The sequence below is a fragment of the Halomonas sp. FeN2 genome, from assembly GCF_020595105.1.
GTDB classification, from domain to species: Bacteria; Pseudomonadota; Gammaproteobacteria; order Pseudomonadales; family Halomonadaceae; genus Vreelandella; species Vreelandella neptunia.
The window spans coordinates 1,854,961-1,879,881 of the sequence record NZ_CP074200.1 but is presented as its reverse complement, the minus strand read 5'-3'; the positions used below and the strand labels follow the sequence as shown (position 1 = coordinate 1,879,881).

Genomic DNA, 24,921 nt, shown 5'->3' with positions numbered 1-24,921 from the left:
ATGACTACACGCACTCCAATGATTGAAATGCGCAGTGTCAGCAAACACTTCGGCAGTGTGATCGCCTTAAGCGATATCTCGATGCAGGTCTATTCCAGTGAGGTGATGTGCCTGCTGGGGGATAATGGTGCTGGCAAGTCAACGTTGATTAAAACCCTTTCCGGTGTTCACCAGCCCACCCATGGCGAGATGCTACTGGATGGCAAACCCGCCCGTTTCAAATCCCCGGCTTACGCACTCGACGCCGGTATCGCCACTGTGTTCCAGGATCTGGCCATGGTGCCGTTGATGTCGATTACCCGTAACTTTTTTATGGGACGCGAGCCGACGGTGGGCTGGGGCCCTTTAAAGCGGATTGATTGGAAGTATGCCGACCGGGTTGCCAAAGAGGAAATGGCTAAAATCGGTATTGATGTACGCGACCCAAGCCAGCCAGTGGGCACCCTTTCCGGTGGCGAACGCCAGTGTGTGGCCATTGCCCGCGCTGTCTACTTTGGCGCCAAAGTGCTGATTCTGGATGAGCCAACATCAGCGCTTGGGGTTAAGCAAGCCTCCGTTGTACTGCGCTACATCGCCAAAGCCCGTGCGGATGGCCTTGCGGTCATTTTTATCACCCACAACGTCCACCACGCTTACCCCGTGGCTGATGCATTCACCCTACTGTCACGCGGCGGTAGTTTGGGCTCCTTCCGCAAAGAAGAGGTCAGCCGCGAAGAGGTGCTCAACATGATGGCGGGTGGCGCTGAGCTTGAAAGCCTGGACGCAGAGCTCGCGGAATTCCAGCGTGACGATAAAGCCAAGAAGGCCAGCTTAGCCGAACAAGACGCCCAGCCCGTGAATGAAACAAGCAGCACTGAGCCCCCTTCACCGCGAACGGCGAGCGGCTATTAAGGAGCCATGATGAATAAACCTACCCCATCATCCCCGTTCACGCTGGCCGTTTGCGCTGAAATGGTTTTCCGCGATTTACCCGTGTTGGAACGAATTAAGCGCATTTCTGATTTGGGTTTTCAGGTCGAAATCTGGGACTGGACCAAGCACGATATTGACGCACTGGCGAACAGCGGGGCGACGTTTTCATCCATGACCGGCTATGTCACCGGTACCCTGGCCGATGCCGCCGGGGCCGATGAAATGTTACGCACCGCCGCTGAGTCGGTTGAAGTGGCCAAACGGCTGGGTATTCCGCGTCTTAATTTACATGGCACGGGGCTGGATGGTAATGGGCTTCCCGTAAAACCTTGCCAACAGATGACCGGCGCTATGTGGCTAAAAGCCCGAGACACCCTCAATCGGCTGGCGGATCTCGGCGAGCAGCACGGCGTCACCTTTGTGCTTGAAAACCTCAATACTGACGTTGATCACCCAGGTGTGCCTTTTGCGCGCTTGGAAGATGTTCTAGCGCTGGTGGAAAGTGTTGATCGGCCCAGCTTGCGCATTATGTTGGACGTTTATCACGCCCAAATTGGCGAAGGTAATCTGATCGAATTGATTCGCCGCTGCGGGCCGTACATTGGTGAAGTGCAGGTGGCTGATGTGCCGGGGCGCTGCGAACCAGGGACTGGCGAGATTAACTATCCGGCGATTGCCAAAGCGCTGAACGACATAGGTTATCGCGGCACCGTGGGCTTGGAAGGCTGGGCCTCTGGGGATGACGACCTCGCGCTCGACCGATTCCGTGCTGCCTTCTCACTTTAAGCCACGGTTGATAAGCCTTATCGATTGCCGCCCAAGACGCTTGTATGCCCAGTGCCATCTTTTGCCCGATACCACGAATTTGTGACGTGGGGAGACGTTTATGCTGAATAACAATAGTCAACACAGACCACTTGACCTGATTTGTCTTGGGCGCGTGGCGGTCGATCTTTACGCCGAACAGATTGGCAGCCGTTTAGAAGACGTAGCCAGCTTTGCCAAGTACCTGGGTGGTAGCTCGGGCAATATGGCCTACGGCACTGCGCGGCTTGGGCTGAAGTCCGCCATGCTTTCGCGAGTCGGCGACGAACAGATGGGCAGCTTTGTACGCGAAGAGCTGGAACGGGTGGGGGTAGATACCTCAGCGTTACAAACCGACCCCGAACGTCATACCGGTTTGGTACTGCTAGCGTTAAAAGACCGCGAGAGCTTCCCACTGCTGTTTTACCGCCGCGACTGTGCTGATATGGCCATCGACGCCGACGCCATTGACCCTGAATTTATCGCCCGGGCCAAGGCGCTGGCGATTACCGGCACGCACCTTTCTACCGATACCACCCGCCGAGCCTGCCGCAAGGCACTGGACGCCGCCGCCCATTATGGCGTGAAGCGGGTGCTGGATATCGACTATCGCCCCGTGCTGTGGGGGCTAACCAACCCTGGGGATGGTGAAACCCGCTTTATCGCCGACGAAACCGTCACCACTGACCTGCAGCGCTGGCTTCCGGATTTTGATCTGATTGTGGGCACTGAAGAGGAGTTTCATATTGCCGGCGGCAGCACAGACACCTTAGCGGCTCTGCGCGCAGTGCGTGGGGTTAGCGAAGCTACCTTGGTATGCAAGCTGGGGCCCATGGGCTGTGTGGTGTTTGAAGGCGCCATTCCTGACCGTATTGAAGACGGCATTCTGGTCAAGGGTGTACAGGTCGAGGTGCTCAATGTGCTGGGCGCCGGGGATGCCTTTATGAGTGGCTTGCTACGCGGCTGGCTACGCAATGAACCCTGGCAAACCAGCGCGGGTTACGCCAATGCCTGTGGTGCGCTGGTGGTCTCCCGCCACGGCTGTGCCCCGGCCATGCCCACCGAAGACGAGTTATTTGATTACCTGGCGCGCCGCGACGAGGTACCCCGTCCGGATATCGATCAGCGGCTAAACCATTTACACCGGGTCACTACCCGAGTGCCTGCTCAGTGGCCTGAAGTGCTCGGGCTGGCATTTGACCACCGCCGCCAGCTCACCGATATGGCCCGCGAAGAGTATGCCGACAGCGCGCGGCTGCCAGCACTCAAAAAACTGCTGGTCACCGCCGCCGAAGAGGGTGCCAAACTGGGCGGTATTTCCACGCCCGCGATCCTGGTAGACGACGTGCTGGGTCAGGACGCGCTCAATCGAGCCAGTGGAAAAGGCTGGTGGATTGGTCGCCCGGTAGAGCTTCCAGGCTCACGCCCGCTGCGCTTCCAGCATGGCGATGATTTAGGTGCCTGCCTGCGCAACTGGCCTAGAGAGCAGATCATTAAATGCCTGGTGTTCTACCACCCCGACGATGAACTCTCGCTGCGCCTGGAGCAGGAGGAGCGGCTACGCCAGCTCTACCAGGCGGCCTGTGCTTATGGGCTGGAGCTGCTGATTGAAGTCATTCCGCCCGCCGACATGCCCAATGACGACACCACCTTGCCGCGCAGCCTTCAGCGACTCTACAACCTGGGTGTTCGCCCTGATTGGTGGAAGCTACCCTCAATGACGGATGTTGCCTGGCAGGCGGTGGGCGAGACGATTGAGCGCGAAGATGTCTACTGCCGTGGGGTCGTACTGCTTGGGCTCGACGCCCCTATGGACGACATGAAACGCGGCTTTGAAGCAGCGGCCAATCATGCCTGCTGTAAGGGGTTCACCGTTGGGCGCACGCTATTTGCCAGCGCGAGTCGTGACTGGTTGGCCGGGCGTATCGACGACGCCAGCTTGGTAGAGCGGGTCGCCCAGAACTATGCCGAACTGATAAAGGCGTGGCGGCAATTAAGGCAGCCACAGTCGCTGGCTCACACGGAGGAGGCGTAAGATGAGCACCATTCGACTCACCATGGCCCAGGCGCTGGTCAAGTACCTTGCTGCACAACGTATAGAGGTGGATGGCCAAGAATTGGCGCTGTTTGAAGGCGTATTTGCGATTTTTGGTCATGGCAATGTGGCCGGAATGGGTGAAGCGCTCTACCACGTGCAAGACACGCTGCCGACCTTTCGCGCCCATAACGAACAGTCCATGGCCCACGCGGCGATTGCCTTTGCCAAAGCCAATGGCCGCCAGCGCTTAATGGCGGCTACCAGCTCGATTGGCCCAGGGGCGACTAATATGGTCACCGCTGCGGCGCTCGCCCACGCCAACCGTTTGCCGATCCTACTGCTGCCGGGGGACACCTTTGCTACCCGCGAACCCGACCCGGTACTCCAGCAGGTGGAGCACTTTGGCGACCCGACCATTAGTGTTAACGACTGTTTTCGCCCGGTGTCGCGCTACTTCGACCGCATTAACCGCCCCGAGCAGCTGCTGACCAGTTTGCCCCAGGCTATTGCCACCCTGCTTGACACTGAACATTGCGGCCCCGTGACCCTGGCGCTGCCCCAGGATGTGCAAACCTTTGCCTACGATTACCCGGAGGCCTTTTTTGCCCCCAGGGTGCATCGCATTCGCCGCTCGCCGCCGGATGCTTACGAGCTTCGTCAAGCCATCGCCGCGCTACAGCAGGCCAAGCGTCCGCTGATCATTGCCGGTGGCGGCGTGCATTACGCCGCTGCCTGCGACGCTTTGGCCGAGTTTGCCAAAACACGCGGCATCCCGGTAGCTGAAACCCAGGCCGGAAAAGGCGCACTGGCCGATAGCCACCCTTGTGCGGTAGGTGCTATTGGGGTGACCGGCAGCGCAGCCGCCAACCAGTTGGCAGAGCAGGCGGATGTCATTCTGGCGGTGGGTACGCGGTTGCAGGACTTTACCACCGGCTCCAGAGCGCTGTTTGAAAGCAGCGATAAAACGCTGATCGCCCTCAACGTTGGCCGCTTCGACAGCCTCAAGCATCAAGCACTGCCGCTAAGCTGCGATGCCTTGGTCGGGCTGAGTCAACTCGACGCGGCGCTGGGAGAATGGCGTGGCGGTGATGAATGGCGCGAACAAACCGGCACGCTCAAGCGCGAGTGGGCCGAAATCGTGCACAACGTGACCGCTGATCAAGGGCTGGCGCTGCCCACCGATGCCCAGGTGATCGGTGCGGTTAATCGCCAGGCTGGCAATGATACTACCGTGGTATGCGCCGCCGGTGGCTTGCCCGGCGAGCTGCATAAGCTCTGGCAATGCTCCGGCCCCGGCAGCTACCACGTGGAGTACGGCTTCTCCTGCATGGGCTATGAAATAGCGGGCGGGCTGGGCGTCAAGATGGCCAAGCCAGAGCGGGAAGTGGTGGTGATGGTCGGCGACGGTAGCTACCTGATGCACAACTCGGAGCTGGCGACCTCGGTGATGCTGGGCCACAAGTTGACGGTAGTGGTGTTGGATAACCGCGGCTATGGCTGTATCAACCGCTTACAGCAGGCCACTGGTGGCGCCGGGTTCAACAACCTGCTGCAAGATTGCCGCACTGTGGAAGCGGGTGCACCCAAAACCGATTTTGCCGCCCACGCCAAATCGCTGGGCTGTGAATCTGAAGCGGTCACCGGTATTGCGGAATTGGAGCAAGCGCTGGTGCGCGCTCGCAGCGCCACCTCGACCTATGTGATTGCCCTGGACACCGATCCGTTACCCAGCACCCAAGAAGGCGGTACCTGGTGGGACGTCGCTGTGCCCGAGGTCTCCGAGCGGGAAACGGTCAATAAAGCCTATCAGGGCTATCGCGAGGCCAAGCAGCGCCAACGCCACTAATACCAACAAACATAATCACAAGGAATACGCTATGCCAACGGTTACTTTAGGCATCAACCCGCTCACCTGGACGAACGATGACTTGCCCAGCCTGGGCGGCGCAACACCATTGGAAACCTGTTTGAAAGAGGGCCGCGAAGCAGGCTTTAGCGGCTTTGAACTGGGTAACAAGTTCCCCCGCACGCCCGACGCCTTGAATCAGGTGCTGAGCGCCCACGACCTGGCGCTTGTGTCGGGCTGGTACTCCGCACGCTTGCTGGAGCGCACTCCTGAAGAAGAGATTGACGCCATTCAGGATCACATGAACCTGCTCAAGGAATGCGGTGCGAAGGTAATGGTGCTGTGTGAAGTCACCCACTGTGTGCACGGCGATCAGGAGCGACCGCTCTCCCAGCGTCCGCACCTTTCCGAGCAAGAGTGGCAGCGACTGCTGCATGGCCTGGATGTCGTGGGCGACTACCTGAAATCCCAGGGTATTCAACTGGTGTATCACCACCACCTGGGCACGGTGATCGAAAGTCAAGCCGACGTTGAACGCTTAATGGACAACACTGGCGAAGGCGTGGGGCTGCTGCTTGATTTTGGTCATTTGCGAGGTGCTGGCGGTGACCCTCTCGCCGTCGCCAAACGCTACAGTGGGCGCATCCATCATGTGCACTGCAAAGACCTGCGTTTCCCGGTGCTGGATGCGGTGCGCAACCGCGACAAAAGCTTTTTAAACGGCGTGTTAGACGGCCTATTTACGGTGCCGGGGGATGGCAATGTGGATTTCCTGCCTGCCTTAACCCACCTGTGCGAACAGGGCTACCAGGGGTGGTTAGTGGTTGAAGCCGAACAAGACCCGGAAGTCGCCCACCCGCTGACATACGCCCGCCTGGGTTACCGCAACTTGCGTCAACTTGCCGAGCAGGCAGGCTTCGACGTTGCCAGCTAAACAGCGCCAGCGGCGCCTTTTAATCAGGAGCCTATATGCAAACGTTATCCCACTATCTTAATGGTCAGCTCTCCACCGGTCAGAGCCAGCGCACTTCGCCGGTTTATAATCCAGCCACCGGTGAGCAGAGCGCCCAGGTGGCGCTGGCCACCGTTGACGAAACCCGCGAAGCGGTGCGTATCGCCGATGAGGCCTTTGTCGCCTGGTCAAAAACCTCGCCGCTGAAGCGCTCGCGTATCCTGTTTAAGTTCAAGGCGCTGGTTGAGGAGCATACCGATGAGCTGGCGCGCCTGATTTCCAGCGAACACGGCAAGGTGTTTTCTGACGCCAAAGGCGAAGTGACCCGCGGCCTGGAAGTAGTCGAGTTTGCCTGTGGCATTCCCCACCTGCAGAAGGGCGAGCACTCCATGAACGTCGGCACCGGCGTGGATAGCTACTCGATGATGCAGCCGCTGGGCGTGTGTGTAGGTATCTCGCCGTTCAACTTTCCCGCCATGGTGCCCATGTGGATGTTCCCCATTGCGCTGGCCTGCGGCAACACCTTCGTCATGAAACCTTCGGAAAAAGATCCCTCTACGCCGCTGCGCTTAGCCGAGCTGCTTAAAGAAGCGGGTCTGCCGGATGGTGTCTTTAATGTCGTCAATGGTGATAAAGAAGCGGTGGATGTACTGCTTACTGATGAGCGTGTTCAAGCGGTTAGCTTTGTGGGCTCTACCCCAATTGCCGAGTACATCTACGCTACCGCATCAGCCCATGGCAAGCGTGTTCAGGCCCTGGGCGGTGCCAAAAACCATATGGTGATCATGCCCGATGCGGATCTCGATCAGGCCGTGGGTGCCCTGATGGGGGCGGCCTATGGCTCGGCAGGCGAGCGCTGCATGGCGATTTCGGTGGCCGTACCCGTTGGCGAAGAGACCGCCAACCGTCTGCGCGAAAAACTGGTGGCCGAACTTGATAAGCTGACAGTTGGGCCTGGCCTGGTCGATGGCCCGGATAACGATATGGGGCCGCTGATCACCCGCGAGCACCGCGAAAAAGTGGCGGGTTATATCCAAACCGGCGTGGATGAAGGCGCAGAGTTAGTGGTCGACGGTCGCCAGACCACGATTGACGGCGCAGGGGATGGCTACTTTATCGGCGGCAGTCTGTTTGACCATGTCACGCCCAGCATGCGTATTCACTCCGAAGAGATCTTCGGCCCGGTGTTGGCGATTGCTCGCGTGGCCAGCTTCGACGAGGCGGTCAGCATGATCAATGTCCACGAATACGGCAATGGTACGGCGATCTTTACCCGGGATGGCGATGCGGCGCGTCAGTACTGCGAGCAGATCCAGGTCGGCATGGTCGGCGTTAACGTACCAATCCCGGTACCTATGGCGTTCCACAGCTTCGGTGGCTGGAAGCGCTCGCTGTTTGGCCCGCTGCATATGCACGGCCCCGACGGTGTACGTTTCTACACCCGCATGAAGACCATTACCCAGCGCTGGCCCAGCGGCATTCGTGAAGAGACCAACCACTTCACCATGCCGACCATGTAAACAACCTGAAAGTGGGCCACTAAAACAGGCCAGTATATCTGGTGATGAGGGCAGATTTCCGCGAGGGCGCTGTGAACCCGTCCATGGGCGCTACTTTCGCCATCCATGGCGAAAGACCCTCGCTTCAACCTGCTCTCACACCACCTTTATGGAGTCTTTATTTTACTGGCAGTGAAATTGTTAGCAGGGATAACCACAATGAAAACCCTCAAAATTGGCCTAATCGGCACCGGCTTTATGGGCAAAGCCCACGCCATTGCCTTTAATGCGGCGTCCAGCGTTTTTGAACTGCCCGCCAAGCCCGTTTGCGAACTGCTGGCGGATGTCGACCTCGCCACGGCAGAGAGCCGAGCGCGGGCCTGGGGATTTGCCCGCGCCACCGGCGATTGGCGCGCCCTGGTGGCCGACAGTGACGTGGACGTGGTGGATATCTGCGCGCCCAATTTCCTGCATAAAGAGATGGCGCTGGCCGCCATTGCCGCCGGTAAACATGTTTACGCCGAAAAGCCGCTGGCGCTGAGCACGGTAGACGCCGACGAGATGGTCGTTGCGGCTGAAAAGGCGGGCGTCAAAACCCTGGTGGGCTTTAACTATATTCGCAATTCCGCCACCCAGCTGGCCCGCCAGGTTGTTGCCAGCGGTGAAATTGGTGAGCTGATTCACTTTCGTGGGCGGCACAACGAGGATTACCTGCTCGACCCGGAAAAGCCCCACGACTGGCATACACAGCGGGCAACGGCAGGTGCCGGTGCGCTGGGCGATGTGGGCTCGCATATTCTCAATATGGCCGAGTTTTTAACCGGGCAGCGCATTGCCAAGGTATGCGGTCAGCTACAAACCGTTATCCCCACTCGGCCCAAGGCCGACGGTAGCGGTATGGCGGCGGTAGAGAACGATGACCAAGCCCAAGCCATGCTGCGCTTTGACCAGGGATTAATCGGTAATATCGAAACCTCCCGGGTGGCGGCTGGCCGCAAAATGGGCCTGGCCTACACGCTAACGGGCACCAAAGGCGCCATTGTGTTTGATCAGGAACGCATGAGCGAGCTGCAGCTATATCGCCATGGGGATGCCCACGGCAGGCGCGGCTTCACCACCCTGTTGGCGGGCCCCGAACACCCTGACTATGCGGCGTTCTGTCCCGCGCCGGGTCACGGCCTGGGCTATAACGATCAGAAGGTTATCGAGGTGCGCGACCTGGTCGAAGGCATCATCAACGATCGCCCCCTTTATCCAGACTTCCGCGAAGCCGCGCGGGTGAATCGATTAATAGATGCCATCGAAACGTCAGATCAGACGGGGCAGTGGGTGACGGTACCGTAGTTGCTTCTGCCTTGAGCGCCTGGGCTTTTAAATCAACGCCCAGGCGCCTGCCGGGAGGAAAAAGTTACAGAATAATCAGCGTCGCGAGTCCTAAGAAGGATAAAAAGCCGACCACATCGGTAACGGTCGTCAAAATAACCGCGCCGGATAACGCGGGGTCGATCTGGAGTTTTTTCAACACCATGGGGATGAGTACGCCGGATAAGTTGGCGAGGCTCATATTGATAAAGATGGCCAGGGTGATCACCAGCGTAATCATGGTGTCGCTAAACCAAATATGGGAAATCAAGCCGACCACTAATGCCCACACCAAACCGTTACTCATACCCACCCACATCTCTTTGTTATACAGCCAGCGGACGTTGTTGCCCGCAAGTTGGCCCAGCGCCAAGCCGCGTATAACCACGGTGAGGGTTTGGCTACCCGCAATACCCCCCATGCTCGCCACCACCGGCATCAAAATGGCCAGCGCCACGATTTGATCTAAGGCCGCTTCAAATTGCCCGATAACGAAGGCGGCTAAAAAAGCCGTTAACAGATTAATACCCAGCCAAATGCCGCGACTTTTCGCACTGCGTAAAACGGGCGTGAAGACTTCCTCTTCGTTACTGACGCCGGACATATGCTTTAACGTCATGTCAGCGTCGTCTTGGGTGATTTCAAGTACGTCGGCGGCGTTTAGCTGACCTACTAGTAACCCATCGCTATCGCACACGGGCACAAAGTGTAGCTCTTTAGAGCGCAATAACGCCGCTGCATCACTGACTTTCATTTGATCATTTAGGGTAAAAAAGTCATCCATGTAATCATCAACCATCGCATCTTGTGGTTGCTTGATTAAATCAATCAGGGTCAAAGTGCCGAGTAAGCGTTTGTCTTTATCCGTAATCATGATCTGTTGCGACTCATCGTCGAGCAGATGGTGGATGCGGATATAGCGCTGTACGGCCTCTAACGACACGCCCTGTTTTACATTGACCGTCTCGGGATCCATGTAACGGCCAACAACGTCATCTTCATAGGCGTGAAGATTCTCAACCTGGGCGCGGATTTCTTGCTCTAAGCTAGCGTAAACGCTGGTTTTTATGGCTTCATCGGCAACATCTAAAACTTCAGCAACTTCTTGAGCATCCAAGCCTTTAACAATTTGCTCTACATCGCTGGCCGATAAGTCTTCGATGTAGTCAGCGCGGATGTCTTCGTCAACTTCAGCAAGAACCTCGCCGATTAAATCGTCGGGGACATACTCCCAAAGAAAATCTCGCGTTTTGGCCGGGAAGGACTCCAGCGTTCGCGCGATGTCTAAAATATCGAGTTCAGAGAAATACGCTTGTAATGCCGCTGTGTCTTGGTCATCTAGCAGGTTTTGAAGGTAGAGTAGCTGCTCTTCGGAATTGGTGTATTTTTCATCATCGCGCATAGAGTCCGTCCTTGTTGGAAGCTAAGTGTTAAAGAAGTGCAAACTCCTGGCGGCTCGCTTTATGAATGTTATAGACAGGTATGGTTGAACGCCACGCGAACACCATAGACCATGCGCTGCTGGGCAGAAACGGGCGGTACGTCGGTGCCAATCATCTCATCATCGGCGTCGGCCCAGGTCAGCGTACCGTGGGTGAAACCCAGCGGCGCCAGCGCGCGACCAATCCACTGCGTACCGGTAAAGCGTTGCGCCTCACCATTCTGGTCGGTAAGCACGCTGATGGCGTTATCCTGATGCAGGCGCACGATGTACCAGCCCATATCGAGTCCGTGTACTTCTACATCGGGCAGCGGTGCGGAACATTGCGCTAGTTCTTCAAGGGTGAGATGTGCGGGAAGCGTTGAAGACATGGCGTATCCTCATGAGTGAGCATCTTATACGCCAAGACTAAAGGGTGTGCATTATTTGTACAGCAGTAACCGCCTGATCGGCGTCATTGAGGCGCTGTATCAGACGGTTCGAGGCAGGTATTTTATTCCTTATCCATTTCTAAACAGGAAACTATAGGCATTTAACGCAGGTACGCCGCCTAGGTGGGCGTAGAGCACCTTGGAGCCTGGCGGAAATTCACCGTTGCGCACCATGTCGATCATGCCGTGCATGGATTTACCTTCGTAAACCGGGTCGGTAAGCACACCCTCCAGACGAGCACAGAGGCGAATGGCTTCCAGCGTGCCTTCGTTGGGCAGGCCGTACTCGGGGCCGCCGTAGCGGGTATCCAAAATGACATCGTCATCGCTAACACCGCCTTCCAATTCCACCAGCTCGGCCGTATTACGCGCAATGCGCAGGATCTGTTCACGGGTTTGCTCAGGCTTGGCAGAGGCATCAATGCCAATCACTCGCTGGGCACGGCCATCGGCGGCAAACCCCACCACCATGCCCGCCTGGGTGCTGCCGGTAACCGAGCACACCACGATATAGTCAAACGTGAAGCCCAGCTCTTTCTCCTGCTGGCGCACCTCTTCAGCAAAGCCTACAAAGCCTAAGCCGCCGTAAGGGTGCTCGGAGCAACCAGCGGGAATCGGGAATGGCTTACCACCGCGCTGGCGAACATCTTCCATGGCCTGCTCCCAGCTGGGGCGAATGCCGATATCGAACCCGGCGTCATCCAAGCGTACATCGGCACCCATGATGCGCGACATCTCGATATTGCCCACACGGTCATACACCGCGTCGGAGTAGTTGACCCAGTTCTCCTGTACCAGCACACACTGCATGCCCAAATGAGCGGCCACGGCGGCGACTTGGCGGGTCTGGTTGGATTGAATACCGCCAATAGATACCAGCGTATCGCAGCCCTGTTCCAGCGCTTCAGGAATCAGATACTCAAGCTTGCGGGTCTTGTTACCCCCAAAGGCCAAACCGCTGTTGCAGTCTTCACGCTTGGCGTAGAGCTCTACTTCACCGCCTAAATGTTCGCTTAGCCGCTTGAGCGGCGTAATGGGAGAGGGGCCAAAGGTGAGTGGGTAACGTGGGAAGCGTTCGAGGTTCATAGCAATCTCCAGCTTTAAAACATTGGGTGCGATATAGGGCGGCTAAGGTTGTTGTGAACAATTGGCGTGCTCTCTGCTATTTATAGTAAGTGTTAGCTATGATTTTTGTGTTGCAAATTTGGCTGGTTTAAAGCAATAAAGGTTTCTAAAACATGTTTTATATGGGTTTGAATAGTGTCTATAGATGAATAAGGTAAATAATAGTGTGTGCAAAAACCTCCCGTTCACGCCCTGAGCCTGATGATCAGGCCGCTGAACTAGATCGAACAGATCGGCGTATCCTTAAACTACTTCAGGAAGATGCCACGCTCTCCAATGTGGCACTGGCGGAGCAGGTGAACTTGAGCCCGGCGGCGTGTTTACGCAGGGTGGAAAGGCTCAAGCGGGATGGGGTCATCAGCCGAGTGGTGGCGCATTTAGACCCAGAGCAGCTTCAGGCAGGTATGGTGGTGTTGATTGGCGTGGTGCTGGATCGCTCGACGCCGGAATCCTTCGCCGCCTTTGAAGAGGCGGCCCAGAAGGTTTCTGGCTGTATGGAGTGCCACGTGGTCACCGGGGAGTTTGATTACTTTATGCTAGTGCGCACCCGGGACAGCCAAAGCTTTAACAGGCTGCACGCTGAACAACTACTCTACCTACCCGGCGTGCGCCAGATCCGCTCGTTTATGGGGCTGCGACAGGTGGTCTCTACCCATAAAGTGCTGGTTTAGTCTCTTGGAAAGCGTGCTTCCAGCTCGACCACCTGTTCCGGCGTTAGCCCGCGCGGGTTCTCGCCCCGTAGCAGCAGGTAGAGCTTGGCGGTCTCTTCCAGCTCTTCAGTGGCATACACCGCAGCTTCGAGGTTTTTCCCTGCCACCACTGGGCCGTGGTTGGCCAGTAGTACCGCGCTATGCTTGCCCGCTAATCCCCGTACTGCATCGCCCAGCTTTGGGTCACCGGGAATGTGATACGGCACCAGCGGTAGCTTGCCCACCCGCATCACGTAGTAGGCGGTGAGCGGTGGTATGCAGTCGCAGGGATCCACTTCGGGCAGGCAAGAGACCGCTACAGAGTGAGTGGAGTGCAGATGCACAATCGCTCCGGATTGCGGTCGCTCCTCGTACATTGCCATGTGCAAAAACTGCTCTTTGGTAGGCTTGTCTCCACTCAGCAGTTGGCCGCTGTTATCCAGGTGGGATATTCGTGCAGGATCCAGCCGCCCCAAGCAGGCGTTGGTGGGAGTCATCAGCCAGCCGCCATCGTCCAGGCGCACGCTGATATTACCGCTGGAACCCATGGTCAGGCCGCGGTCAAATAGCGATTTCCCCAGCGTGCTGATCTGCTCCCGCATGCTGTTCTGAGAATGGCGATGCAAGTGGATGCTCATGCCAACACCTCAAACGCCCGGGTAAAGAAGTCGACGCCGCCGAAATTGCCAGACTTCAACGCAAGCGACAATGGTGCCTCGCGTACCGCCAGTGGGGCTTGAGTCCAAGGTACGCCTGGATCAATCTGCTCACCAATCCGTAGGGTAGTAATGCCGAGTGCTGAGACCACCGCGCCGGAAGTTTCACCCCCGGCGACCAGCAAGCGGCCCACGCCTTCGTTGACCAGCGTGACAGCCAGTTGGCTCAAAGCCTCTTCGACTAGATGACCTGCACGTTCCACGCCCAGTTCGGCTTGTGCGGCTTTCACTCTCTCTGGATCCGCTGAGGCGTAGATCAATACCGGAGCGTTGCTGGATAAACGCTCCAGAGCAAAGGCCAGCGCTTGCTCCCACTGCTTGTCTCCTTCACTTAGCGATAACGGATCCAGGGCAAAGCCACCGTCGGGGTACTTGGCCAAAAAATCCGCCACCTGGGCCAGCGTCGCACGGGAGCAACTGCCGGAGAGCACTAGCGCACCGCCTGAAGCAGGAGATAAACGGCCCGGCTCAGTGATCCTTTCTAGCCAGCCCTGGGCACGGTATTGAGCTGGCAGCGCCTGCCCCAGACCAGACCCACCTGTGACTAACGGCATCAAGACGGTAGCGTCGGCCAGCACGTCCAAATCCTGCTCATCCAAGGAGTCACAGATCACATGGCGCATGCCGTGCTCGGCCAGTGATAATAAATGCGCACGGGTGGCCTCCGATCCTTTAGCTAGTATGGCGCGATTGGCTAAACCCACTGGGTGTGGTGTTTGGCGAGAGAGCACTCGTACTAGGTCGGCATCCTTCATCGGCGTGAGCGGGTGGTGCTGCATACCGCTGTCGTTGAGCAAGCGGTCGCCCACAAACAGATGGCCTTGGTAAACCGTACGGCCGTTAATCGGGAAAGCGGGCACCATCACCGTTTGATGCGCTCCTAGCGCTTCCAGCAGCGCATCCGTAACCGGGCCGATATTGCCCTGGTCGGTGGAGTCAAAGGTGGAGCAGTACTTGAAGAACAACTGCCGGGCCCCCTGCTGGCGAAGCCACTCAAGGGCGGCCAGAGAGTCCGCCACGGCTTCGCCCACCGGGCAGGAACGCGATTTCAGCGCCACGACCACCGCATCGATATCAGTGAGGTCGATCTCTTGTTGGGGCACGCCAATTACCTGCAGGCAGCGCATACCGCCGCGCACCAAGTTATTGGCAAGATCCGTGGCCCCAGTGAAGTCGTCGGCAATAGCGCCTAATACAATTGTCATAGGTTGCATCCGTTATCAGGGGTCAGGGAGTGGCGGCTTTCATGCGAGCGCGTTTAATCAGTGGCGAGATAATCGTCACTGCCAACAGTAGTGCTGCAATGGCCAGTAAGGTGGCGCTGATGGGGCGGGTAAAGAAGATCGATATATCTCCCTGGGACATCGACAACGCACGGCGCAGCTCGCTCTCTGCAATGGGGCCTAGTACTAGGCCTAGGATGATCGAAACCAGCGGGAATTTTAGTTTTTCCAGCAGGTAGCCCATGACGCCAAAGCCAAGCATCAACCACACATCAAACATAGAGTTGCGCACCGAGTAGGTACCCACGATGCAACACATAAGAATGATCGGGCCGAGCGCCGAGTAGGGCACATTCAATAGCTTGGTGAACAGGGTGATAAATGGCTTGGAGAACAACAAAATCATAAAGTTGACGATAAACAGACCCGCGAACACGGCATAGATTAGGCTGCTGTGGGTCATCATAAACATTGGGCCAGGCTGCAGGCCGTGCATGATAAATGCCCCAAGAATGACCGCTGTGGTGCCACTACCTGGAATGCCCAGGGCAAACAACGGTACTAAGGCGCCCATGGCAGCGGCATTGTTCGCCGACTCTGGCGCTGCAATACCTTCCGGGGCCCCTTTACCAAATTTCTCGGGATGCTTAGACCAACGCACTGTTTCGCTATAGCTCACCATGGCAGCGGTACTAGCGCCAATGCCCGGTAAGATGCCAATGATTACGCCAATAATAGAAGAGCGCGTAAGCGTTGTGCCGATTTGGCGCAAGATAGGTAGATCAAAGATTTTAACTTTTACTTTCGTAATCGGCTGATGGCTGTCTTGATCTAGGGAGCGTTTCATCACTTCAGAAACGGCGAACAGCCCCACAATCATAGGTATCAGTCCCACCCCTTCCATAAGGTTCAGGTTATCGAAGGTATAGCGGCTGGTGCCTGTGAGTGGGTCAATACCAACGGTGGCGATAAACAAGCCAAGAGTGGCGCCAATCAGTCCGTAGATCAGGCGGCCTCCTAAAGAGGCAACAACGGTTAAGCCAAGCACGGCAAGGGCAAAATACTCGGGGGAGGAGAACCTTAGCGCCATTGTGGCCAACATGGGGGTAAAGATAATCAGCGCAATGGTACCCACTAAGCCGCCAATCGCGGAGCTTAGTACGCCAATGCCCAGTGCTTTACCTGCCTGGCCCTGCTGGGTCATCGGGTAGCCATCGAAGGCAGTCATTACCGCCTCTGGCGTCCCGGGGGCACGGTAGAGAATAGCGGTGATCAAACCAGAAAAAACAGTCGCGCCGTAGATGGCAGTCAGCAACATAAAGGCAGTCGTGGAGTCCATGCCATAGGTAACGGGTAGCAGGATAACCACCAGAATAACGCCGCTGATGCCGGGTAACGCACCACCGATAAATCCGATAAAAACGGCTGAAGTAAGTAGTAGCAGGTTGAGTGGCTGCATCACTACAGCCAGCCCGCCTAGAAAATTCTCTAGCATCATCAACTCCTAAACAGGTAGCAGTAGCGGTTATCGGCAAGCTTCTTAACAACAAGTGTCATAGCGGGATGCCAAGCAGCATGACGAAGACACCCTGCATCAGCAGCGTGGCAACCACCACGGTAATTAGAATCGTGCGCCAGGAGCGAGCCCCAAGCAGCAGCGTACCTACCAATGTGAAAGCGATACTGGCGATTAAAAAGCCCACTATGCTGATTAACCAGGTGTAGATAACGGTGGCGGCAATCAGCCACCAGTGTCGCGTGGACACTAGGGCAAAGCGTTGAGCCGTGACGGGATCGTTCTGAGGACGAGAAGCTTCTTCCGGTTCATCGCCATAAATTTTGCCTCGCCGCACATCACGCCAAGTGATCAGTAGTAGTGCGCTACCCAACCCAAAAAGCACAATTACTAGCGTCAGAGGCCATACGCGAGGGCCGATAAAGGTAGAAACCTCAGCGGAACTGGGAAACTGCAGTGTGGGCACTAAACTGACCAGTGCAAGCAGCACCACCGCGAATGCGAAGAGAGAAATCCTGGCGTGCATGATAAACCCCGAAGGGAACGTGGCAGGGCCTACCTGAGAAAAATAGTCCCAGCCAGTGAGTTAAAAGGCAGGCAAATTTATTGCCTGCCTTCACTTAGCACTTAATTCGATTTTTATTGATCGTTATTAAGTAGGCGCGAATAGAGTTCATAGTTATTTTCTAGGCGCTGACGATATTCGTCGCTGCCCATCCAGCCTTCACGATAAGTAAGGTTTACTCGCTCGGCGTATGTCTGGTACTCCTCAGAGTCGTAAACCTTTTTGAAAGTATCTTCTAAGCGTTTCAGAAGCGGTTCAGGTGTATCGGCATGGACAAAAATGGCACGGTCGTTGCCATCGGTTAGATCCCACTCGTATTCAGCTGTAGTTGGAACATCAGGATAATCGGCCAAACGCTCATCGCTGAATACCAGGATTGGCATCATTTGGCCCGCTTCCATATAGCTCAGCAAAGGGCTAAGTGACGTGGTGGTCGCGTCGATATTGTTGCCCAGAACATTAGCGGTGGCATTGCCTGTGCTGTCGTAAGGAATGAAATTCATATCCAGGCCTGATGCATCACGCAACGACAGAAATGAAACGTGGTCAGGGCTAGCGGTGTGGGTGCCGCCCACAGTGACTTCGCCTGGGTTTTCCTTGGCGTATTCCAAGAACGATTCAAAATCCGGGTAACGCTCTGGATTGACGAATAATGCCATTACATCTGACTGCATCCGTGCCACTGGCGTGAGCTGATCTAAGCCGATTGGGTTTTGTCCCGCTGCTAAAGACGTCACTAGGGTGGTGGAAGCGAAATCAAGGGTATGGCCGTCAGCTGCGCCAGTAGCGGTGCGCTGGTGAGCTAATGCACCAGAGGCGGAGGGCAGGTTAATAACTGTAATATTTGCGCCGCCCAGGGCTTCTTCAAACATCGGGCGAACCACACGAGCGAAGTTATCCGTGCCGCCACCAGCGCCTGCCGCTACCAAAAACTGGATAGTCTTTGTCGGATAATCCGCTGCATCATCAGCGTTGACAGCTGTGGCGACGCTAACCAGCGCGACGCCGAGCGTTGCCATTTTGAGAGTGGATTTAGTGAGCATAGTGTTTCTCCTATCTGATTGTTATTGCTTTTAATTCCCGTTAGGGAAGTTTAATTTAGCGCGCTGTCGATAGCGGCTTTAGGAACTAAGGTATTTTGTTGAAACAACTGATCCTGCTTTTCACGAAGCTGTTTTAAGGTTGATTCAGGCAGTGCCACATCCGCTAAGGTAATGGGCTGATTGGGGGCAATGTCTCGGATCACTTGAGCGCCTGGCAGTAGATAAAAAGGCACTTTTGCTTCTGGTGCTAGCGCCGCGGCGGGATGCAGCTCTGGACGTAGCCCTTCGATGTGCCTGTGGTGGCCGCGCATTTCGAGGTGCTGGCCCGCTTTCATGTGCTGGGTTGCCCGCGCTGTTAGGTCAAACCTGGGTGTCGTGGCGTGACCACCGCCGGAGGTTTGACCATTGATGACTACATCGAGAAGTGAAATTGGTGCTTCTAAGCCAAGCAAGTGGCGAGGCAGATAAATCATCGCACTACTGCCGCTGTGGCTAAGCACATGGCCTTTATCCCTCAGTAGGGACCAAACATGCGCATCTTCGCAGCGCACCACTACAAAAACGCCTCCTGCAAAGCTCAGTTCATCTGGTCGGCGTAGGCAATTAAACACTTCCAAGCGCTCAAGCCCTTGCAGTACCCCACCTTGATTTTGAATGTCCAACAGGGTCGGTACTTCCGTGGTGCGCAGCACCATGGCATGAAGCTCAGGGCGATCCGGACTTAGCCCCGTGGCGTTGGCTACGTTGACCATTTCGCACAGATCAGGCACTGAAATTTGAGGAATCGCAGCGAGTAGCTTGCCACGCGCTTCCACCACATCGCGTTCGCGGCCTGCCGGTAATTCCCAAAGTCCGCTCAAGCCAGGGGCAGGAAATGCGGTACCGTTGCAAGTAACGGTCTCGTTTGCCTCATCCCAGATAAAGTCGTATTCGCTGCTTTTACCTGCTGCAATAATCTCAAAACCAAGGGTGCGGGCCCAAGTAAGTAGGCCAATAAGCAGGCTAGGCTGGTCACCATCCAAAGGAGTGAAGAGGCGACCCTGTTGATAGGCAAGGCTAGTCAAATAGGGGCCAACCACAGATTCCGTCTCTTTGGTGGCAATGCCAACGTGTTTACCTGCGAGCAGAGCGGCTTCTGCATAGTGCGCTCCTACGTCAGGTATGCCAGTAGATTCCACTAAAATATCGAAAGGCAGGGCTTGGATAGTTTCAAAGGCAGTCGTAGCGATAAATAATCCTTTTTGCCAAGCTTTTTCAGCATCATTTTGAGAATGGCATACCATTATCTGATCGTTAGGGATGCCAGCATGACGCAGCGCATCAGCTGCTTTTTCAGGATTAATGTCGATTGCAATACGTGCTGATAGTTTTTCCATTTGGCGCGCTTGTCGCAAAACGCCACGCCCAAAGTCACCAGCGCCCGCGATGCAGGCCTCAACAACCTTGCCTTTTTCAAAATGTTGTAAGTAGTTCATAAGGTGTTGGTATTCCCTTTACTGGTAAAACTGCTGCGATGACATTTTCTATCGTCATGGCGCTAAAGAGGTAAGCCTTTCAGAAATTCTATGAATGAAATGTAGTGGTATACCATTTTAGAGGTCAATTGGCTGATGTTAATACTTTGGTATTGAGTAGCTCTTTTTTTTATTTATAGTATTGATAAATATGGATTTAAAAAATAATCGTTTTAACGTAATTTGTTTGAAAGGTTTTTTTTGGTATGCCATTCTTGGTGTTCGCTTACTATGTGAACATGCCAATGGAAGAAGTCGCCCAGCCAAATCAGCCCGGACTTGTGGAGAAAGTCGCGAATTATTTACGTGAACATATCGTGATGGACCATTTTCAGCCTGGCCAACGTTTACCCGAGCGAACATTGGCGGTTGAACTTCAAGTATCGCGTACCCCGTTACGCGAGGCCCTGAAGATACTTGCTGCGGAAGGGTTGGTGGTGATATTGCCAAACCGGGGGGCCGTGGTGGCGGATGTAAGTCCCGCCGATATGAAAGAGAAAGCGTATGTATTGAGTGTGCTTGAGCAGGCCGCAGCAGAGCTAACGTGCGCCAACGCCAGTGATGATGATATTGCGGAGTTGCAGGCGCTTCACTATGAGATGAAGGCTTCATTCTTACGACGTGACCGGCAGAACTATTTCCGCCTAAACCAAGATATCCACAACCGGATTGTGGCACTGTCGGGAAATACGACGCTGATTGATATGCACGCCAACCTCAGCCGTCAGCTATATCGTGTCCGCTACCTTTCAAATCAAAAAAATGAAAAGTGGGCAACGGCGATGGAAGAGCACGAAGCTATTCTTGCTGCTTTGGAAGCGCGGGATGGTAAACGTGTGGGGCACGAGCTACGCAATCATCTGGGCAAGACGTGGGTTAAGTATGCTAATGGGGAGGCTTTGCCTTAGGTACTCGCACAACGTTTTCTTTTCTTTGTAATCAGCCAGAGGCAAACTAAGTAAAAGAACCTCAGGTGCTTTCTCTTACGATTAGCTTGATGCCTAAATCAATCCTCTTTTCTGGGTTACCTCCCTTGAGCCGATCAAGTAGCAATCTCGCGATATGCTCGCCAATTGCTTGTCGCGGAGGCTCCACCGTGGTCATTGGCGGCACTGTGCTGTCAGTGAAGTCTTGGTTGCCGAATCCCACAATAGCCAAACGCTCGGGTATCGCCCAGCCTTGTCGTTGGCATTCAAGCATTGCGCCTAGGGCGACCATGTCATTGGAGCAGAACACTGCTTGAATCTCAGGATGGTCGTTGACAAGAGTGCATAGCAATTGGCCAGCCTCTGCGGTATTGCTTCGCCCGGTAAGTTCTCGAACTAGCACCGAGCCGCCAGTGGCGGCGATCGCGTCGTGAAAGCCCTGATAGCGTTCGTTGGCACGGATGTCGCGCTGGAAGTTGGTGCTCAAAAAAGCCATGTGCTGATACCCGCTACGCATGAGGTGTTCCGCCACCAGTCGCCCACAGGTGCGGTGCGAAAAGCCCACAACCATGTCCAATCCTTCCTGACCGTAATCCCACATTTCAATGATTGGAATATCGCTATTACTCAGCAGTGAGACTGACTTTCTGCTATGCGAAAAACCAGTTAATACGAGTCCTGAAGGATTCCAGCTTAGGATTGAGCGGATCAGTTCCTCCTCACGCGAAGCATCGAACTCGGTGTTGCCTATTAATAGTTGGTAGCCGGCTGCGCGAAGGTTTCTTTCCAGTGTCTCTAGCGTCTCCGAAAAGAAGGAGAAGGTTATCGTGGGAACGATCACACCAATGATATTGGAGCGTGATGAGGCTAAACCACCAGCCATCGTGTTAGGTAGATAGCTCAGCTTATCAATCGCCATTTGGATCCGCTCGGCCCTACGAGAAGAGACCTCATCGGGACGACGCAAATACAGCGATACGGTACTTGGAGAAACATCCGCGAGCTGTGCGACTTCGCTCATGGTGGCTCGTTGTGAACTTCGTTTGCGTTTTTTCACTTTCCCTCTCTACCCGTTTTCTTTTCGAAACAGATCCTTGCATGCTTTCGATTAGGCTGAACAGTTATCTCATAACGTTGAATTCATAATTGATCATGCTGGATAAAGCGCGTGCTGGTAGCGGTATTAGCGCAGACCTTGAGTGATAACCCGATAGCTAGCTATTCGACCAATGGACAATCATTTCATTATTGACCTCCCATATCGTAGCGCTACGATTAAAGCGTGGAAAGTACGCAAATGATAGAAACTGACGTTAAATTCAAAATAAAAGCATCAGCTATGGAAAATTTCGTAGCGATACGAAAAGGAGATTACAATAATGAAGCCTATACGCCACTCCCTGGCTCTGATGGTTCTCATCGGGGCCTCACATGCTGTTCAAGCCCAAGAGACCTTAGAAATCGTTGTCCCATTCGCGGCGGGCGGCGCTACGGATATCGTCGCACGTAGTTTCGAACCGATTTTCTCCGAGAAGCTTGGCGTCACCTCGGTCGTTCGCAACCTTGCCGGCGCCAGCGCCACGGTTGGCACCAGCGAGGTCGCCAAGAGTGAAGGCAACCCCAACATAATCGGCTACGAACCGGCCGGCGCGCTCAGCATTCAGCCATCGTTGAAAGACCTTTCCTACGGGCCGGAAAGCTTCACCTATATCTGCCGAACCACGTCTAACCCGATGTTCCTGATGGTGTCGAAGTCTTCTGATATCGAGAACTTCGATCAGCTCGTTGCCGCCTCCCAGGAGGAACCGCTGTTCTATGGCTCATCCGGCCCCGGCACCTTGCCCCAACTGGCGGTCGCCGCCCTGGTAAGCGAAAGCGATCTTGATGCTGCACATATCCCCTATAGCGGTTCCGGCCCGGCCATGAACGCGCTGGCGGGTAATGAAATCCAGATCTTCGCGGACACCGAGACCGTACTCACCAATTACGACCTCCGGCCTCTGGCGGTATTCGCTGAGCAACGCCTGGAAGGCTACGACGATGTGCCGACCATCGGCGAACTCGAGGGTGTGCCTGACATGGACTTCTCCGTTTGGCAGGGTGTCGTGGCGCCTAAGGGCATCAGCCAGGAGCGTGCCGATCAGTTTACTCAGGCATGCAAGGCCACCATGGAGTCCGATGAGTTCAAGAGCTTTGCCGAACGGGCCAACGTCAACATTGCCTACCTCGGGCCGGACGACTTCGAGTCGTTCGTGAAGGAACGCTTCGAGGCCAACAAGCAGGTGCTGCGTGATGCAGGCCTGCTTGATTGAAACGACCAAGGCATAACGATTTAGCGAGGTAAGCATCATGGTTGCGAGATTGGCCCACCCCAGGGTATTGCTGGCTCTGGGGCTGTTCCTGATCGGTGTCGTGCTAGCGTTCCATGCCTGGAGCGGTCCCGCCGATGCCATGCTGGTTCCGCGCATTGTCTTGACCTTGTGGTGCGTGATCGCCCTGGCGATCACGCTCGTAGAGCTTTCACGTGTATCGGGGATGGGCAGCGGGTCGCTGTCGACACTCCCCGTATTGATGGCGGCCTTACTCATCGCTGCCATCGCCGTGGCGAGCCTGGGGTTTCTGATCCCCTCGCTGCCGCTCGTCGCCTTGACTCTCTGGATGTTTCGCCTGCGTCGCCCACTGCCGTTGGCGGTGGGTACGCTGGTGATCGCCGGTGGTCTGTGGTTCCTGTTTCACCATGTGTTGCTGATTCGATTGCCGACACTCTTAAACAGTGGAGCGCTGTGACATGGATATCATTCTTGCCGCGGTGAGTGATGCCTTCACTTGGCAGGCTTTGCTCGCCATTGTCATAGGTACCTGGGCGGGGATAATCATCGGTGGTCTGCCTGGCCTCGGATCAGTGGTGGGGCTGACCATCTTCCTTCCTTTTACCTTTGGCATGGACACCATTACCAGTATGGCGCTGTTGATCGGTGTTTACTGCGGCTCGGTCTATGGTGGGTCGATTACCGCTATTCTCATCAACACCCCTGGCACGCCCCAGTCGGCAGCGACGACCTTTGACGGCTACCCTATGACACAGCAAGGGCGTGTCGACGAAGCACTGGGTTGGGCGACGTTCGCGTCCTTCTTTGGCGGTGTATTCTCCTGCGTAATTTTGATTTTCTGCGCGCCGCAACTCGCTAAATTCGCCGTCAACTTCGGTTCGATAGAAGTCTTCGCGCTCATCTGCCTGGCGATGATGTGCATCGTGGGCGTGTCCAAGGGTAGCGTCATGAAGGGGCTGGTTTGTGGCATGGTCGGCTTTTTTCTTTCCATGGTGGGATCGGATCCCATCACCGGAGCCGACCGCTTCACCTTTGGCAGCTACGCCCTGTCTTCGGGGCTGACGCTGATTCCGGTAGTGGTTGGTGCGTTCGCACTCTCGGAAATCTTCATGCGCTTTGCCACGCGAGACGACCCCAGTGCGAAGATCCCTGAGGCCACCTTGCGCTTTCCCAAGCTAAGTGAGTGGTTCAAGCGCTTGGTGGAGTTGGTACGTGGTTCGTTGATCGGCAGCTTTATCGGCGCACTGCCGGGCACCGGGGCGGCCGCTGCAGCGTTTATCAGCTATGCCACAGCGCAAAAGCTGTCCCCACGCCGCGATCGCCTGGGCAAAGGTGAGCCGGATGGCATCATTGCTTCAGAGTCGTCCAACAACGCGGTGACCGGCAGCTCGTTCATTCCCACGCTGGCGCTAGGCATTCCCGGAGATGTCGTCACGGCGATGATGATGGGCGCGATGGTGATCCATGGCATAACGCCAGGTGTGCGGTTGATGGTCGATCAAGCACAGACGGTTTACTCCCTGTTCATCGTGCTGATCATCGTCAACGTCGCCATGCTGATCCTTAGCAAACCCTCCATTGGCCTGTTTCGCTACCTGTTCCGGCTGCATCAGGGCTACATCATGGCCGCCATCGTGATCTTCAGCTTCATCGGTGCCGCGACGGTGCGCGGCAATCCGCTCGATCTAGTGGTAGCCGCTATGACCGGCATCCTGGCTTACGCCCTGCGCCGCGCTGATTATCCGATGGCACCACTTGTAATAGGTATGGTGCTGGGCCCAGAGCTGGAAAGTTCGTTGCGTCGCGGCCTGCTGATCAAACGCGGCGACTTCCTGGAATTTTTCACCCATAGCGGGATTTCCATGACACTGTTTTCGTTGCTCGCGCTGTTTATCGTCTGGACCGTGTGGTCGAGCATCGCCCAGCAGCGCCAGGCATCGACCGCCTCCCGGCACGCCGAGAGCAACTCAGCCAAGTAAGGCCCTTTTC

22 protein-coding genes are annotated in these 24,921 nt (G+C 55.7%); 12 read left to right on the top strand and 10 right to left on the bottom strand.

Features of this window, described 5'->3' with window-relative positions; translation table 11 throughout:
- From KF947_RS08675 to KF947_RS08645, 7 genes are all read left to right on the top strand, one after another.
- Positions 1–891 (top strand): ATP-binding cassette domain-containing protein, encoded by an 891-nt coding sequence (locus tag KF947_RS08675; protein ID WP_227405992.1) that lies wholly within the window; start codon positions 1–3, stop codon positions 889–891.
- Positions 892–900: 9 nt separating this feature from the next.
- The gene (locus KF947_RS08670) at positions 901–1,698 is read left to right on the top strand and encodes a TIM barrel protein (protein ID WP_227405991.1); all 798 of its coding nucleotides are present in this window, start codon (positions 901–903) and stop codon (positions 1,696–1,698) included.
- Between the two features lie 100 nt (positions 1,699–1,798).
- Positions 1,799–3,751, top strand: coding sequence for a bifunctional 5-dehydro-2-deoxygluconokinase/5-dehydro-2-deoxyphosphogluconate aldolase (locus tag KF947_RS08665; RefSeq protein ID WP_227405990.1), 1,953 nt, complete (start codon positions 1,799–1,801; stop codon positions 3,749–3,751).
- Position 3,752: 1 nt separating this feature from the next.
- The gene (gene iolD, locus KF947_RS08660) at positions 3,753–5,600 is read left to right on the top strand and encodes a 3D-(3,5/4)-trihydroxycyclohexane-1,2-dione acylhydrolase (decyclizing) (RefSeq protein WP_227405989.1); all 1,848 of its coding nucleotides are present in this window, start codon (positions 3,753–3,755) and stop codon (positions 5,598–5,600) included.
- Positions 5,601–5,631: 31 nt separating this feature from the next.
- Complete coding sequence (gene iolE / locus KF947_RS08655; RefSeq protein ID WP_227405988.1) at positions 5,632–6,534, top strand: myo-inosose-2 dehydratase; 903 nt, start codon at positions 5,632–5,634, stop codon at positions 6,532–6,534.
- 35 nt (positions 6,535–6,569) lie between these two features.
- The gene (locus tag KF947_RS08650) at positions 6,570–8,072 is read left to right on the top strand and encodes a CoA-acylating methylmalonate-semialdehyde dehydrogenase (RefSeq protein WP_227405987.1); all 1,503 of its coding nucleotides are present in this window, start codon (positions 6,570–6,572) and stop codon (positions 8,070–8,072) included.
- 198 nt (positions 8,073–8,270) lie between these two features.
- Positions 8,271–9,395 (top strand): Gfo/Idh/MocA family protein, encoded by a 1,125-nt coding sequence (locus tag KF947_RS08645; protein WP_227405986.1) that lies wholly within the window; start codon positions 8,271–8,273, stop codon positions 9,393–9,395.
- 64 nt (positions 9,396–9,459) lie between these two features.
- On the opposite strand, the gene mgtE is transcribed toward KF947_RS08645, so the two are convergent.
- From mgtE to KF947_RS08630, 3 genes are all read right to left on the bottom strand, one after another.
- Positions 9,460–10,815: a magnesium transporter gene (gene mgtE, locus KF947_RS08640; RefSeq protein ID WP_223288503.1), complete on the bottom strand. Its 1,356-nt coding sequence runs from the start codon at positions 10,813–10,815 to the stop codon at positions 9,460–9,462.
- Positions 10,816–10,883: 68 nt separating this feature from the next.
- Positions 10,884–11,225, bottom strand: coding sequence for a DUF6482 family protein (locus KF947_RS08635; RefSeq protein ID WP_133731495.1), 342 nt, complete (start codon positions 11,223–11,225; stop codon positions 10,884–10,886).
- 129 nt (positions 11,226–11,354) lie between these two features.
- Positions 11,355–12,371 carry a 1-aminocyclopropane-1-carboxylate deaminase gene (locus KF947_RS08630; RefSeq protein WP_223288502.1) on the bottom strand — a complete coding sequence of 339 codons (1,017 nt, stop codon included), beginning with the start codon at positions 12,369–12,371 and terminating at the stop codon, positions 11,355–11,357.
- 203 nt (positions 12,372–12,574) lie between these two features.
- Here KF947_RS08630 and KF947_RS08625 point away from each other — a divergent pair, with 203 nt between their 5' ends.
- Positions 12,575–13,081, top strand: coding sequence for an Lrp/AsnC family transcriptional regulator (locus tag KF947_RS08625; RefSeq protein WP_223288501.1), 507 nt, complete (start codon positions 12,575–12,577; stop codon positions 13,079–13,081).
- Here KF947_RS08625 and otnC read toward each other — a convergent pair.
- From otnC to KF947_RS08595, 6 genes are all read right to left on the bottom strand, one after another.
- Entirely contained in the window at positions 13,078–13,737 is a 660-nt protein-coding gene (gene otnC, locus KF947_RS08620; protein WP_223288500.1) for a 3-oxo-tetronate 4-phosphate decarboxylase, read from the bottom strand. The two genes, KF947_RS08625 and otnC, sit on opposite strands and share 4 nt — an antisense overlap.
- Entirely contained in the window at positions 13,734–15,020 is a 1,287-nt protein-coding gene (gene otnK / locus KF947_RS08615) for a 3-oxo-tetronate kinase (RefSeq protein ID WP_227405985.1), read from the bottom strand. The genes otnC and otnK overlap by 4 nt, the downstream gene beginning before the upstream one ends.
- Before the next feature lie 22 nt (positions 15,021–15,042).
- Positions 15,043–16,533, bottom strand: a complete 1,491-nt coding sequence (locus KF947_RS08610) for a tripartite tricarboxylate transporter permease (RefSeq protein WP_211594075.1) — start codon at positions 16,531–16,533, stop codon at positions 15,043–15,045.
- A 58-nt stretch (positions 16,534–16,591) separates the two neighbouring features.
- Entirely contained in the window at positions 16,592–17,080 is a 489-nt protein-coding gene (locus KF947_RS08605) for a tripartite tricarboxylate transporter TctB family protein (protein ID WP_227405984.1), read from the bottom strand.
- A gap of 113 nt (positions 17,081–17,193) precedes the next feature.
- Entirely contained in the window at positions 17,194–18,162 is a 969-nt protein-coding gene (locus tag KF947_RS08600) for a Bug family tripartite tricarboxylate transporter substrate binding protein (protein WP_227405983.1), read from the bottom strand.
- Between the two features lie 50 nt (positions 18,163–18,212).
- Positions 18,213–19,637, bottom strand: a complete 1,425-nt coding sequence (locus tag KF947_RS08595; RefSeq protein WP_227405982.1) for a flagellar biosynthesis protein FlgA — start codon at positions 19,635–19,637, stop codon at positions 18,213–18,215.
- 245 nt (positions 19,638–19,882) lie between these two features.
- On the opposite strand from KF947_RS08595, the gene KF947_RS08590 reads away from it, so the two are divergent.
- On the top strand, positions 19,883–20,584 hold the full coding sequence (locus KF947_RS08590) for a GntR family transcriptional regulator (protein WP_227405981.1): 702 nt from the start codon (positions 19,883–19,885) through the stop codon (positions 20,582–20,584).
- A 61-nt stretch (positions 20,585–20,645) separates the two neighbouring features.
- Here the strand turns inward: KF947_RS08590 and KF947_RS08585 are convergent, their stop codons facing one another.
- A complete protein-coding gene (locus tag KF947_RS08585) occupies positions 20,646–21,623 on the bottom strand; it encodes a LacI family DNA-binding transcriptional regulator (protein ID WP_227405980.1) in 978 nt (325 codons plus the stop codon).
- Positions 21,624–21,981: 358 nt separating this feature from the next.
- Here KF947_RS08585 and KF947_RS08580 point away from each other — a divergent pair, with 358 nt between their 5' ends.
- The 3 genes from KF947_RS08580 to KF947_RS08570 are packed head-to-tail and all read left to right on the top strand — an operon-like array spanning position 21,982 to position 24,911.
- Complete coding sequence (locus KF947_RS08580) at positions 21,982–22,914, top strand: Bug family tripartite tricarboxylate transporter substrate binding protein (RefSeq protein WP_223288494.1); 933 nt, start codon at positions 21,982–21,984, stop codon at positions 22,912–22,914.
- Between the two features lie 37 nt (positions 22,915–22,951).
- Positions 22,952–23,389, top strand: a complete 438-nt coding sequence (locus KF947_RS08575; RefSeq protein WP_211594069.1) for a tripartite tricarboxylate transporter TctB family protein — start codon at positions 22,952–22,954, stop codon at positions 23,387–23,389.
- A 1-nt stretch (position 23,390) separates the two neighbouring features.
- A complete protein-coding gene (locus tag KF947_RS08570; RefSeq protein WP_223288493.1) occupies positions 23,391–24,911 on the top strand; it encodes a tripartite tricarboxylate transporter permease in 1,521 nt (506 codons plus the stop codon).
- Positions 24,912–24,921 lie beyond the last annotated feature (10 nt).

Excerpts from the sequence above, each read along its gene's own strand:
- KF947_RS08635 (WP_133731495.1), bottom strand. The coding sequence starts at position 11,225 with ATGTCTTCAACGCTTCCCGCACATCTCACCCTTGAAGAACTAGCGCAA.
- KF947_RS08580 (WP_223288494.1), top strand. The coding sequence starts at position 21,982 with ATGAAGCCTATACGCCACTCCCTGGCTCTGATGGTTCTCATCGGGGCC.
- KF947_RS08665 (WP_227405990.1), top strand. The coding sequence starts at position 1,799 with ATGCTGAATAACAATAGTCAACACAGACCACTTGACCTGATTTGTCTT.
- KF947_RS08590 (WP_227405981.1), top strand. The coding sequence starts at position 19,883 with ATGCCATTCTTGGTGTTCGCTTACTATGTGAACATGCCAATGGAAGAA.
- KF947_RS08595 (WP_227405982.1), bottom strand. The coding sequence starts at position 19,637 with ATGAACTACTTACAACATTTTGAAAAAGGCAAGGTTGTTGAGGCCTGC.
- KF947_RS08585 (WP_227405980.1), bottom strand. The coding sequence starts at position 21,623 with ATGAGCGAAGTCGCACAGCTCGCGGATGTTTCTCCAAGTACCGTATCG.
- KF947_RS08605 (WP_227405984.1), bottom strand. The coding sequence starts at position 17,080 with ATGCACGCCAGGATTTCTCTCTTCGCATTCGCGGTGGTGCTGCTTGCA.
- KF947_RS08645 (WP_227405986.1), top strand. The coding sequence starts at position 8,271 with ATGAAAACCCTCAAAATTGGCCTAATCGGCACCGGCTTTATGGGCAAA.
- mgtE (WP_223288503.1), bottom strand. The coding sequence starts at position 10,815 with ATGCGCGATGATGAAAAATACACCAATTCCGAAGAGCAGCTACTCTAC.
- KF947_RS08630 (WP_223288502.1), bottom strand. The coding sequence starts at position 12,371 with ATGAACCTCGAACGCTTCCCACGTTACCCACTCACCTTTGGCCCCTCT.
- KF947_RS08575 (WP_211594069.1), top strand. The coding sequence starts at position 22,952 with ATGGTTGCGAGATTGGCCCACCCCAGGGTATTGCTGGCTCTGGGGCTG.
- KF947_RS08610 (WP_211594075.1), bottom strand. The coding sequence starts at position 16,533 with ATGCTAGAGAATTTTCTAGGCGGGCTGGCTGTAGTGATGCAGCCACTC.
- KF947_RS08650 (WP_227405987.1), top strand. The coding sequence starts at position 6,570 with ATGCAAACGTTATCCCACTATCTTAATGGTCAGCTCTCCACCGGTCAG.
- KF947_RS08670 (WP_227405991.1), top strand. The coding sequence starts at position 901 with ATGAATAAACCTACCCCATCATCCCCGTTCACGCTGGCCGTTTGCGCT.
- iolD (WP_227405989.1), top strand. The coding sequence starts at position 3,753 with ATGAGCACCATTCGACTCACCATGGCCCAGGCGCTGGTCAAGTACCTT.
- KF947_RS08600 (WP_227405983.1), bottom strand. The coding sequence starts at position 18,162 with ATGCTCACTAAATCCACTCTCAAAATGGCAACGCTCGGCGTCGCGCTG.
- KF947_RS08570 (WP_223288493.1), top strand. The coding sequence starts at position 23,391 with ATGGATATCATTCTTGCCGCGGTGAGTGATGCCTTCACTTGGCAGGCT.
- otnC (WP_223288500.1), bottom strand. The coding sequence starts at position 13,737 with ATGAGCATCCACTTGCATCGCCATTCTCAGAACAGCATGCGGGAGCAG.
- KF947_RS08675 (WP_227405992.1), top strand. The coding sequence starts at position 1 with ATGACTACACGCACTCCAATGATTGAAATGCGCAGTGTCAGCAAACAC.
- otnK (WP_227405985.1), bottom strand. The coding sequence starts at position 15,020 with ATGACAATTGTATTAGGCGCTATTGCCGACGACTTCACTGGGGCCACG.
- iolE (WP_227405988.1), top strand. The coding sequence starts at position 5,632 with ATGCCAACGGTTACTTTAGGCATCAACCCGCTCACCTGGACGAACGAT.